The 12199-nt window shown below is 71.4% G+C and carries 6 protein-coding genes; 4 read left to right on the forward strand and 2 right to left on the reverse strand.

What is annotated here, in order from left to right:
• Nucleotides 1–32: 32 nt before the first annotated feature.
• Genes pgaA through Verru16B_RS03395 form a run of 4 tightly spaced genes read left to right on the forward strand, consistent with a single transcriptional unit; the run spans nucleotide 33 to nucleotide 5395 of the window.
• Nucleotides 33–2099: a poly-beta-1,6 N-acetyl-D-glucosamine export porin PgaA gene (gene pgaA, locus Verru16B_RS03380; RefSeq protein WP_069960960.1), complete on the forward strand. Its 2067-nt coding sequence runs from the start codon at nucleotides 33–35 to the stop codon at nucleotides 2097–2099.
• Nucleotides 2086–3684, forward strand: a complete 1599-nt coding sequence (pgaB, locus tag Verru16B_RS03385) for a poly-beta-1,6-N-acetyl-D-glucosamine N-deacetylase PgaB (RefSeq protein ID WP_069960961.1) — start codon at nucleotides 2086–2088, stop codon at nucleotides 3682–3684. Before pgaA ends, pgaB begins: the two co-directional genes overlap by 14 nt.
• A complete protein-coding gene (pgaC, locus tag Verru16B_RS03390; RefSeq protein ID WP_069960962.1) occupies nucleotides 3681–4931 on the forward strand; it encodes a poly-beta-1,6-N-acetyl-D-glucosamine synthase in 1251 nt (416 codons plus the stop codon). Before pgaB ends, pgaC begins: the two co-directional genes overlap by 4 nt.
• Nucleotides 4928–5395 (forward strand): PgaD family protein, encoded by a 468-nt coding sequence (locus Verru16B_RS03395; protein WP_069960963.1) that lies wholly within the window; start codon nucleotides 4928–4930, stop codon nucleotides 5393–5395. The genes pgaC and Verru16B_RS03395 overlap by 4 nt, the downstream gene beginning before the upstream one ends.
• Nucleotide 5396: 1 nt before the next feature.
• On the opposite strand, the gene Verru16B_RS03400 is transcribed toward Verru16B_RS03395, so the two are convergent.
• On the reverse strand, nucleotides 5397–6569 hold the full coding sequence (locus tag Verru16B_RS03400) for an alginate lyase family protein (RefSeq protein ID WP_069960964.1): 1173 nt from the start codon (nucleotides 6567–6569) through the stop codon (nucleotides 5397–5399).
• A gap of 73 nt (nucleotides 6570–6642) precedes the next feature.
• Nucleotides 6643–12192, reverse strand: coding sequence for a two-partner secretion domain-containing protein (locus Verru16B_RS03405; RefSeq protein WP_069960965.1), 5550 nt, complete (start codon nucleotides 12190–12192; stop codon nucleotides 6643–6645).
• Nucleotides 12193–12199 lie beyond the last annotated feature (7 nt).

The raw sequence follows: 12199 nt of genomic DNA on the forward strand, positions 1-12199 counted from the left end.
GAAATCACGCCCCGCACCTTTCCTCTGCTTTCGTGCCCACCACCCGCCACCTCCTCCTGCTTTTCCCGCTCGCGTTGGGCCTGGTCCGCGCCGATCCGCGCACGGACGCCGTCCAGCTGGCCCGGGTGGGCGACTTTGGCCGCGCCCTGCCGGTCCTCGAGCAACTGGCCGCCGGTGGCGATGCCACCGCCCAGGCCGACCTCGTAGCCGTCTACACCTGGGCCGGCCGGCCCGCGGACGCCCTCGCGGCCTGGTCCGCGCTGCCACCGGACGCTCGTCCGGGCTGGGTGCAGACGGACGTGGCGCGCGCCCTGGCGGACTTGGGCGGGGGCCTGGGGGCCCGCGCTGTGGCCGGGGCCGGCGATCCCGCGCTCGACGCGGCGGCCGGCGCCTCGCTGACCCGCCTCACGACCGTCGGGGACCGCGACCCGGCGCAGCGTTTCGCAACCGCCGACCGCGCCCTCGCCGACCTCGGCCGTCAGCTGGTCGCCGCCCGCGCCCGGCCGGAACCCGACGGTGGCATCATCCGCCGCCTGACCCTCGACCGCTGGGTTGCCCTGCGCGCCCGCGTCCGCATGGCGGAGATCGCCGCCGAGTTTTCCCGCTGGCCCGAGCCCGCGACAGCGCTGCCGCCGTACGCGCTCGCCGCCGTCGGCGACGCCCTGCTCTACCTCGAAAAGCCGGAGCAGGCGCGCGAACTTTACCGGGAGGCCCGGCGCCGCGACCCGGACAACCTCGAGCTGGCCCAGTCCCTCTTCTACGCCGAGGTCGAGTGCGAGGACTTCGCCGCCGCCTACGCCTTGGTCGACGCCCTCGACGCGGCCCAGCCCGCGGGCTTCACCTACACGACCGAAGCCGCCCCCCGCGACAACCCCGACAAGCTCGGCCTCGCCGTCACCGCCGCCCTGGCCCGCTACTACGCCGACGAGTTGGCCTCAGCCTGGCGGCGGATCGAACCGCTGGCTCGCGCCGCGCCCGGCAACGGGTATGTGCGCCGCGAATCCGCCGCGGTCATGGCCGCCCGCGGCTGGCCCCGCCGCGCCCTCACCGAGCTCGCCCGCGTCGAGACCCTCGATCCCGGCGAAACCGCCACGCACCTCGCCCGCACTGAGCTGCTCTTTGCCACGCGCCAGTACGCCGCGACCGACGACGCAATCACAGCCCTCGGCGCCGCGTACCCTGAGAATAAGGCCGTGCAGCGCCTGCTCCGCAACCGGGAGCTGCTGGGCCGCCCGGAATTTTATCTGAGCTACGAGCACGAAAACGGCGGCGGCCCTGACCTCAGCGGCGGCTCGTGGGGGGCCCAGGCGGAACTCTGGGCCCCGCCCCTCGCCCACGAGTGGCGGCTGATGGCCGGCTACACGGCCGCGCAGGCCGCCATCCCGGAGGGCGAGGTGGATCTCGCCGTGCCCGTCGCGGGCCTCGAATGGCGCCGCGGCTTCGTCGACTTGCTGGCGCAGGCCGGCCGGCTGGAATCCACGCGCGACTCGACCCACGCCCGGCTGCGTGGCCGCTGGCAGGCGACCGACACCTGGTCGGCCGAGGTGACCGCCGCCGCCCACACCCCGGACCTGCCGTTGCGGGCCCTGCATTACGGGCTCACGGCTGACTCCCTGGCCGCCTCGCTCGGCTGGGCCCCGCACGAGAGCCGCCGGCTGACTGTGGGCGGACAGGCGACCCGGTTTTCCAGCGGCAACCGCCGCACCGAGGGTTCGGCCACTTGGCGCGAGCGCCTTTATGAGCGGCCGCACCTGGACCTCGACCTGCTGCTGGACGCCTCCGTGCAAACCAACTCCCGCTCGGGCGAACCGTATTACGCCCCGGCCCGGGCCTGGGACGGCGGCGTCGGTCTGGAGGCCAACCATGTCATCCACCGCCGCTACCGCACCGCCTGGGTTCAGGAGGCTTCGCTGCACCTCGGCCGCCGCGCCGAGCGCGGCTTCGGCGCCGGCACCGGGTGGAGCGCGGGCTACGGACTCCGCCGCGATTTCTCGGACGCGCTGGCCGGCCACGTAACCATTACCACCGGCTCGGCGCGCTATGACGGCGCCAACGAGCGGTTCACCCGCTGGGAACTCTCCCTCCATGGCCGCTTTTAACCTTCTCCGCCGCGCCGGTGCCGGCCTGATCATCGCGCTCCTCCTGGGCGCGGCCGTCCAGGCCGGCCAGCCCTTCACCGTCCTGTGTTACCACGATGTCGAGGACGAGGGCAGCCGCCAGGCGGCCGACACCATCACGGTGCGCCGGCTGGTGGAGCACTTCGAGTGGCTGAAGGCCGAGGGCTACGCCGTGGTCAGCGTCGAGGATGTGCTCGCCGCCCGCGCCGGCGTCCGTCCGCTGCCGCCCCGCGCCGTGCTGCTGACCTTCGACGACGGCTACGCCAGCTTCGCCACGCGGGTGCTGCCGCTGCTCGAGGCCTACCGTTACCCCGCGGTCTTCGCCTTTGTCTCGAGCTGGCTGGAGGTCCCGGCGGGCCAGGAAGTGGACTACGGCGGCACCGCGGTCCCGCGCGAGCGCTTCGTCACCCCCGACCAGCTCCGCCGCATCGCGGCCTCGCCCTGGGTGGAGATCGCCTCGCACAGCCATGGGCTGCACCGCGGCCTGCGCGCCAACCGGGAAGGCAACGAGCTGCCCGCCGCCATCGCCCGCAGCTACGATCCGGACACGGGCGCGCGGGAGGACCGCGCCGCCTTCACCGCCCGGGTTCGCACCGACCTGGAGCGCAGCGCCGACAGCTTGGCGACGTTCACCGGACGCCGCCCGCGGGTCCTCGTCTGGCCCTTCGGCCGCTACAACGAGGATGGCATCGCCGCCGCGCGGGCCGCCGGCTACTCCGTGCTGTTCGGCCTCGACCCCGGCGCGGGCGACACCGACCGGCTCGACCGCATCCCCCGCTACTACCCGTCGCGTGATCCGGACGCGGCGACGATGGAGCGCATGCTCCGCCCGCCGGCCCGGTCCCCGCTCCACCGCTTCGCGCGCGTGGACCCCGCCGCCATCGCCACCGCCCCCACTGCGGCGGAGCAGGACGCGCGGTTGGGCGCCCTGATCGAGGCCACGCGCGGCCTTGGTCTCACCGCGCTGCACCTCGACGCTTTTTCCGACCGCGACGCGGACGGCCGGCCCGACACGGCGTTCTTTGCCGGCAGCCGCTTCACCGCCGGCCCCGACTACCTGAACCGCCTGGCCTGGCAGACCCGCACCCGGGCCGGGGTGGATGTCGTCCTGCGCCTCCCGCTGGCGGGGACAGACGAGGCGGAATGGCAGGCGCTCGGAGCGGCCGTGCCCTTCGACGGGGTGCTGTTCACGGATTTTGTCAGCGGGCGGGACGACCCCGCCCGGCTGGTCGCGGCACTCGCGGTGCTGCGGCGCTACCAACCCGCCGCGCGGCTCCACCTGCGTGTCCCCGCTCGGCCGGACGAGGCGGGCAACTGGGCGGCCCTGCAACCCGATCTGCTCTGGCCCGACCGCGCGCCCGGGCCGAGGGAGCTGGCCGGCTGGCTCGAGCTCCCCGCAGCGCGCAGCCGGCTGGTGCTCGCGCTGGACGCCACCGAGGCCGCCGGCGCCGACTGGCTCGCCCGCGGGGTCGCCCACTACGGTCTCGATGGACCACCGCCGGCGAATCCGCCGCCCGGCCTTCGCCCCGCGCTTTCCGCGCGCGTCGACCCCTTCGCCTCGCCATGAACCCGCTCCTGGAATCCGTCCAGAACTTCACGTTCATGTACCCGTTCGTGATGGCCTTCGTCTGGGTGCTCGGCGGCTGCCTGTACTACTGGCGCCGGGAGCGGCTGCTGCCCCCGCCCCACACCGAGCCGGAGCTGCCCGCGTTGCCCATGGTCAGTGTGCTGGTGCCCTGCTACAACGAGGAGGTCCTCGTCGCCGAGACCATCGCGGGCCTCTCCGCCCTGCGCTACCCGAACCTCGAGATCATCGCCATCAACGACGGCAGCAAGGACCGCACCGGCGAGCTGCTCGAGCAGCTCCGCGCCCAACACCCGCGGCTCCGCGTGGTCCACCTGGCGGAGAACCGCGGCAAGGCCCTGGCCCTGCGCACGGGCGCCCTCGCCGCCCGCAGCGAGTACCTCGTCTGCATCGACGGCGACGCCATTCTCGACCCGTGGTGCGTGCACTGGATGATGCGCGAGTTCCTTCTGCGCGGGAATGTCGGCGCCGTCACCGGCAACCCCCGCATCCGCAACCGCGCCACCCTGCTCGGCCGCCTCCAGGTCGGCGAGTTCTCCTCCATCGTCGGCCTCCTCAAGCGGGCCCAGATGGGCTACGGCCGGATCTTCACCGTCTCGGGCGTCGTCTGCGGCTTCCGCAAGCGCGCCCTGGCCGACGTCGGCTACTGGGACCCGGGGCAGCAGACCGAGGACATCGACATCAGCTGGGCGATGCAGACCAACGGCTGGCGCGTGCGTTTCGCCCCGAACGCCCTGTGCTGGATCCTGATGCCGGAGTCGCTGCACGGCCTCTGGAAGCAGCGGCTGCGCTGGGCGGTCGGCGGCGCCCAGGTGTTCTACAAATATCTGCCGCGCCTGTTCAGTCGCGACGTGCTGCCGATGTGGGGCATCTTGATCGACTACTGCCTCAGCGTCGTCTGGGCGCTGGCCTTCGGGATGCTGATCGCGCTGTGGGTCCTGCAAATCTCGACGGGCCCGGAGATCGATTTCGGCCTGCCCAGCCCGCTCCCCACCCTCGCCGGCCTGCTGCTCAGCCTGGTGTTCCTGGTCCAATCGTCCGTCAGCCTCGCCATCGACCGCCGGATCGAGCCGGGCATCTTCCGGCACTTCATCTGGCTCATCTGGTACCCGCTGGCCTACTGGCTCCTGAGCGCGGCGACCACGTTTGTGGGTTTCCTCAAGGTGACCTTCGGCGCCAAGCGGCGCTCCGGCACCTGGGTCAGCCCTGACCGGGGGGTGGGCCTATGAAGAGCACCGGCCGCCCTCTCATCCTCACCGCCGAGACCGAACGCCTGCCGCGCCGGGTGCTCGTCCGCGACACGATCCTCACCATGCTGCTCTGGGCCGGGTGCGGCGCGATGTGGCTGCAGTTGTTTCCCGAGATCCGGGACTGGTTCGCCGCCCGTGCGCGGGAAGACCTGCATTATGAACTGCCCTCGGTCGTGCAACTGCTCCGCCAGGGCCTCGTGTTCACCGCAGGGCTAATGGTGGCCTACTTTTTCTGGAGCTACCGCACGTGGCGGGGGGCAAACCGCGATCTGCTGCGCCCGTTGCCCGCCGCCCTCGATCCCCAGGAAGAGGCCGCCGCCTACGGCCTGCCGCCCGAGCAGGCCGGGGAAATCCGCGCTCAGGCCAGCGTGACCATCCTCACCGCGCGCGATGGCCGCATCGAGTCCTGGTCCCCGGGGCCCCGGTCGACGGAACGCAGCTGATCTACTGGCCGCTCACCCACAACACCGGCTCGCGAATCGGAAAATTCCGCCGGACCTCCTCCACCTGTGGGTCGGGCTCGAGTCTTTTCCACGTCGCCAGCCACAACTCGTCGCCCGTCGCGAGCGCGCCGAACAACAGGCAGGGCTGACGCACCGGCCACTCGTCCCAGTACATCACATCCGCCGCGATCGGATCCTCGGTGCGGATCGCCCCGGCGGGCGTCTGCTGATGCCGCTTCACTTCCCGCACCCAGCGTGACTTGTCGGCGAGATAGGGCGCGAGCCAGGCCACGCCCTTCGCCAGGCTGCGGCCGTCGGGCAGCGACCAGGTCATCAGATTTTCGTCCGGCGTCGACAGCACCACCGCGAGCGCCGTCATCACGTCGAGGTTGAAGATCGCGTAGCCGTAGGGCTTCGTGCGCCGCAGTTCCAGGGGGAAACTGCCGTCGGTCGCCATCTGGTTCGGCAGGTGCTCCTCCTTCAGGCGCCGCCGGCACTCGGCCAGCACCGCCTCGTCCCCGACCAGCCGCGCGAAGCAGGCGGCCTGCAGCGTCCAACAGGTGCCATGGTTGTTCAATGCCTTGCTCTCCTCCACGCCGTAGGGGTGCGTGCGCATCCAGTGCAGGTAATCGCGAAACCAGCCCGTGAGCGCGGCGTCCGCCGCCGGCGTCAGGGCCGCCGAGCCCCGCAACGCCTCCACCGCCAGCGCGACCTCGGCCAGGTGCAGGGTGTCGATCACGCCGATGCTGCGGCCGGTGCTGCGGCCCTTGATCGCCTGCGCGTAAAGCAGGTGCGGACTCATCCGCGTGTCGGGGTGAACGAACCACGCGAGCAGGTGCTGCACCGCCGCGTTGGCATACCGCTCCTCGCGCGTCACCTTCCACGCTGCGGCCAGGGCGCCGGCATCGCGCGCCATGTCCAGCATGAGCCGGCGGTGCGCCACGAAATTGTCCGGGTTGCTCAGCCCGTCGCGCTGGACGTAGGGCGCAGCGGGATTCTGCGGATCCGGCCACCAGTAATCGCCCTCCGACGAGAAATCATGCGGCCCGCCGGCGCTGCGCGGGTTGACGGCCATCGTGACCGAGCGCGGGTCCGCCGCCAGCGCCGCGGCGGCGACATGCTCGATGCGCGGTTGCTCGTAAACGGCCAGATCGAAGTCGGGGAAGAACAACATGGGGGGCAAGCCGGAGCCTGTCGCCCCTCCCCCGGTCACGGCAAGCCGCGCGTTACCGCGGCCAACCCGGCTTTCAGCGGCTGGGCTGAAGCGTCTTTGCGGTCGGCGCGCGCGGGGCACGGCCTTCCAACATCAGGAACAGCTCGTAGCCCGAGCTCAAGGCGTACAAGGGCCGGCCGAGATCGTTGACGAGAGTCTGCGCCTCATAGTTGCGGTAGACGACGCTGTAATGGAGTCCGACCAGCTCGGCCTCGCGCGCCACCCCCGGTAGCGGCAGCACAAACAGGCCGGCGACCGGGCGATCGGTGGCTTGGGTGTTCGATCCCGTGTTCACGACCGTGACGATTTCCCCGGTCTGCGTGGGGCCGACCTGCGTGGGTCCCACCTCGCCCGGTTGACCGATGACCACGGTGCCCGTGTTGCCGGGCGGCAGGCCCGGGCCGGTCGGTCCCTGATTCGGCCGCGCGGGACCGTTCGTCTGATCCGGGGGGATCGTGACGCCGGGTCCAACCCCGCCCTGCGGGGGCCCGACGACCGTCGTGGTCTGCGTGATCACGGTCGTGACCACCGGACCTTGGACGGCTCCCGGATGGGTCGGTTCCAGCTGGGATAGAATCGGCACGGCCTGGTTGGTCACCACGGTGGGCGGCGGCGTGACCGTCGTCGGCAACATCGGCACGGCAAGCACCACCGGCTGATTGATCGTCGTCGCGACGGTCGGGCCCTGTAATGCCGGCGGATTGGTCTGCGGGCCGGAGATCACCGGCAAGGTCGGGACCGCGGTGATCACGGTCGGGCCGGTCTGCTGGACCGGCGGCTGCACCACCGGCTGATTCGGCGTGACCGTAACAGGGAGCGTAGGTACCGCCACGACGGTGGGCTGCGTGGCGATGACCGTTGGTGTGCCGGGACCCTGGAGCGCGGGTGCATTATTCTGCGGACCGGAGACCACGGGGAGTTGCGGCACCGCCTGCACCACGACCGGACCCGCTTGCACCGGCGGGGGCGTGGTGACCGGGGGATTGTTCACGACCACAGGCAAAGTCGGCACGGCCACAACGGTCGGCTGCGTGGCTACGACGATCGGCAGATTTGGACCCTGTAGCGCGGGCGCGTTGTTCTGCGGACCGCTGACGGTCGGGATCTGCGGGACTGGCGTGATGACGACCGGGCCCGATTGTTGCACCGGCGGTTGCACCACCGGCTGGTTCGGCGTGACCGTCACCGGCAGCGCGGGGACCGCCACGATTGTCGCCTGCGTGGCGATGACCGTCGGTGTACCCGGGCCCTGCAACGCAGGCAGGTTGTTTTGCGGGCCGTTCACGACCGGCAGCTGCGGCACCGGCTGCAGCACCACCGTCGCGGCCTGCGTGGGCGGCTGCGCGATGACCGGGGGATTGTTCACCACCACCGGCAACGTCGGCACGGCGACCGCCGTGGGTTGCGTGGTTACGACAGTCGCGAGATTGGGACCTTGCAAGGCCGGCGCGTTGTTCTGCGGGCCGTTAACCGACGGAACCTGCGGCACCGCCGTGATGACAACCGGGCCTGATTGCTGGACCGGCGGCTGCACCACCGGCTGGTTCGGTGTGACCGTCACCGTTAGAGTCGGCACCGCCACAATCGTGGGCTGCGTGGCGATAATCGTCGGCGTACCCGGGCCCTGGAGCGCGGGCGCGTTGTTTTGCGGACCGCTCACGACCGGCAGCTGGGGCACCGGCTGAATGACCACCTGCGTGGGCTGTGCGGGCGGCTGCGCGATGACCGGAGGATTGTTCACGACCACCGGCAGCGTCGGCACGGCAATCGCCGTGGGTTGAGTGGCCACGACCGTCGGGAGAGCCGGCCCTTGCAGCGCGGGCGGATTGTTCTGCGGGGCGGTTACGATCGGCACCTGCGGCACCGCCGTGATGACAACCGGGCCGGATTGCGCAATCGGTGGCTGTGCCACCGGCTGGTTCGGCGTGACCGTCACCGGCAGAGTCGGCACCGCGACAATCGTGGGCTGGGTGGCGATGACCGTCGGCGTACCCGGGCCCTGGAGCGCGGGCATGTTGTTTTGCGGACCGCTCACGACCGGCACCTGCGGCACCGGCTGCAGCACCACCGTGACTGGCTGGCCGGACGGAGGCGTGAGCACCGGCGGGTTGTTCACGACGACGGGCAAGGACGGCACGGCGACCGGCTGGGGTTGGTTGGCCACGACCGTGGGGAGGTTCGGACCCTGCAAGGCAGGCGGATTGTTCTGCGGGCCGGTGACCGTCGGGACCTGCGGGATAGGGGTGATGACGACTGGGCCGGATTGCGGGAGCGGCGGCTGCACCACCGGCTGGTTCGGCGTGACGATCACCGGCAGCGTGGGTACCGCCATGATCGCCGGCTGCGTGGCAATGACCGTCGGCATGCCCGGGCCCTGCAACGCAGGCGCATTCGTTTGCGGACCGTTTACGACGGGCAGCTGCGGCACGGACTGCACCACGACCGGAATCGACTGGGCCGGCGGCAGCGCGATCACCGGTGGGTTGTTCACCACCACCGGCAACGTTGGCACGGCGACGGCGCTGGGCTGGGTGGCGACGAGCGTCGGGAGAGACGGACCCTGCAACGCGGGCATATTGTTCTGCGGGCCGCTCACGGTCGGAACCTGCGGGACCGCCGTGATCACGGTCGGCCCCGGCACCTGGGCGGGCGGCTGGATGATCACGGGGGGATTGCTCACCACCACGGGTAGGGACGGCACGGCGACCACCGTGGGCTGCGTCGCCACCACGGACGGCAGGTTCGGGCCCTGCAGGGCGGGGGTGTTGTTTTGCGGGCCGGTCACCACCGGCACCTGCGGGATGGCGGTCGCAACGATGGGGCCGGTCTGTTGCGCCGGCGGCTGGACCACCGCCGGAGGATTGCTGACCACCACCGGCAGCGTGGGCACGGCGATGGGCTGCGGTTGCGGACCGGTGACCGCCGGTTGGATGATGGGATCAGGCGTCCCCGCTACCTGCACCGGCAGGGTGGGTACCGCCACCGGCTGCGGCGGGGTCACCACCGCGGTCGGGGGCTGTGGCACCGGCACATCCGCCGGCGGCGTGACGGTCACGGTCAGGGACGGTACGGCGATCGGCTGCGGCACCGGGCCTTGGTTGGATGCGCCGGGCCCCGTCTGGGCCGGAGGCGGCTGGGCCTGGGTGATCACCAGCACCGGCGGCTGGAGGACCTGCGGCGGGTTCGCCTGATTGACGCTGGAATCGGTGGCCCCCGGTCCGGCCGTGACCACCACCGGCTGGCCGGTGGCCGATGTGCCGCCCCCCGTCGGGGGCCGGGGCGGAAAATCCATGTAACTGTCGTCGATCGGCGGGCGCTGGCCGTTCGGCGTGGGCGTTTGGGTGGTGACGCCTGGCTGGGGACGCCAGGGAAAATCCATGTAACTGTCGTCGATTGGGGGACGCGAAGGATTGCCATTATTCGGGTTCGTGCCGCCGGTCTGCGGCCGCGGCGGGAAATCCATGTAACTGTCATCGATGGGCGGTCGGCCCCCGCCGGTACCCGTAGGCGGATTGTTCTGCGCCCAGAACGGCGTGTTGGGCACCGTGATGTCCATATAGCTGTCGTCGATCCCCCCCGGCGGACGCACGGGCCCGAAGTTGCCGGAGCTGACCTGCGATCCCGGGCCCTGCACCGGGGCCTGCTTGAAGCCCATCCACGCCACGGTCGTGAAGCCGGGCGGATTATTCACGCGGCGGAGCTGGCGGCGCTTCACCAGCTTGCCGGCTTCCGTGCCGAGGGTCGCCGCGGGCGTCTGCGTGGGATTCGACAGCAGGGCGGAGATCGAAGAGTAGAGGTTGCGCGGCCCGAGGTCGGTCAACCGAAGGATGGCGTTGCGCTGCACGTCCGAGCTCAGCGACGACATCAGGATGTCTCCGCCCTGTGAGCTGAGGTCGAGGCCGTCCGTGTTGGCGAGCCGCAGGTCGCCGGCGAAGATGATCTTGCCACCGCCCGACATGATGGAGAGGTCCGCATTGCCGGTCGTCACCACGTCCTCCTGGAACGTCACCGTGCCGCCCAGCGTGACCAGGTTTCCGCCCAGGATCACCTTGCCCGAGCCGTTCGCGTCGAAGTCGGCGTTGAAATCCAGGCCGAGCGAATCGCTGGCCGCGGTGATGTCGCGGTTCACATAAATGTCGTTCGCGGCGTTGAACGTCAGCTGCGCGCTGCCGATCCCCTGGTAGATGATCGGGGCGTCGATGATGATGTTGCCGACATCATTGCCGGCCGTACCGGTATCGAGGATCACCTGCCCCTGCGACGCGAGCGCCTGCTCCAGCACGCGCACGTCGACGCGGGATTCGCTGGCAGTGGGTCGGCCGATCACGGGATTGGTGCCGGAGAAGGAGAAGCCGGAGGAGGGCCCGTCGACAATGCGGATGTTGTAGGGATCGAGGAGCCAGCGCCCGCCGGGCCCGGTCTCGACCCGGCCGAAGGCGTCCAGCCAGGCGGCGGAGGTCTCGACGAATCCGCCGGACCCGCCGCCGGCGCCGCGGGCGGAAATCGCGCCGTAGAAACCGAGCGCCTCGTCGCCCCAGAGGACGACCCGGCCGCCGGCCCCGGCGGTGGTGGCATCGGCCGAGATCTGCGCGCCGGTCTCGGCGAGCGTCTGCCGCGCGTTGGGCAGGGTGCCGGGGCGTCCCTGCTCGGCGCCGCCAAGCTGGATCAGGCCCCCGCCGCCGGGCCCGTCGGCGCGCGTCTGCGAGCCCGCGGCGAGCAGCAACCGCCCGCCCGTGCCGAAAATCGCGCCGCCCGTGCCGTCGGCGTCGGTTGCGGCGATCACGCCGCGCTGCGCGACGAGGGCGTCCCCGCCGCCGACCAGCCACACCTCGCCGTTGCGCCCGGCCACACCGGTGGCGCGGACCAGGCCCTCCTGGTTGATGGCCAGCGCCGAGGGATTGTTGCCGGCCGCCTGCAGCCGCACCTGCGCGGCCGCGATGGCGGCCGCGGGCGTGTTGGCCACCGTGCCCTCGGCGGAGCCGGCGCGGATCAGGGCCGGGGAATCCGCCGTCGCCAGCAGGACCTCCGTCCCGCCCACGAGTTGCACCGTCCCGCCGGGGGCGGACAACGTGCCGCGATTCTCGACGTGCCTCGCGATGAAGAGGACCGGGCCGCCCACGGCGTTGACGGTGCCTTGATTGACGATCGCGGCATCGGTGCCGGCGGTGAATGCCAGCGGCATGCCGCGCAAAAAATCCGCGTTGTCCAGCCGGCTGGTCGCCGCGATAAAGCCGGCCGTGTCCACGCGGCCGTTCGGCCCGATCAGCACGCCGTGGGGGTTGAGCAGGTAGACCTGGCCGTTGGCGCGCAGCGTGCCAAGCAGCACCGAGGCCTCGGGGCCGGTCACCCGGTTCAACACGGCGGCCAGCGCGCCGGGCTGGGCGAAGTCCACCGTCGTCCCGGCCGGGATCGAAAACGAACCCCAGTCGATGACCATCCGGTCGCTGGCCTGCGTAATCCGGGTCAGGTTGCCCGCGGCGCTGATCTCGCCGGCGCCGGCCGCGATGCGCCCGTCGGTCGGCTGCGCCCGCAGTGCGGCCGGAGCCAGGATCGCCGACAGCAGGAGGGAACGGAGTCGTTTCACGGGGTGG

It is taken from the genome of Lacunisphaera limnophila (assembly GCF_001746835.1).
GTDB classification, from domain to species: domain Bacteria; phylum Verrucomicrobiota; class Verrucomicrobiia; order Opitutales; family Opitutaceae; genus Lacunisphaera; species Lacunisphaera limnophila.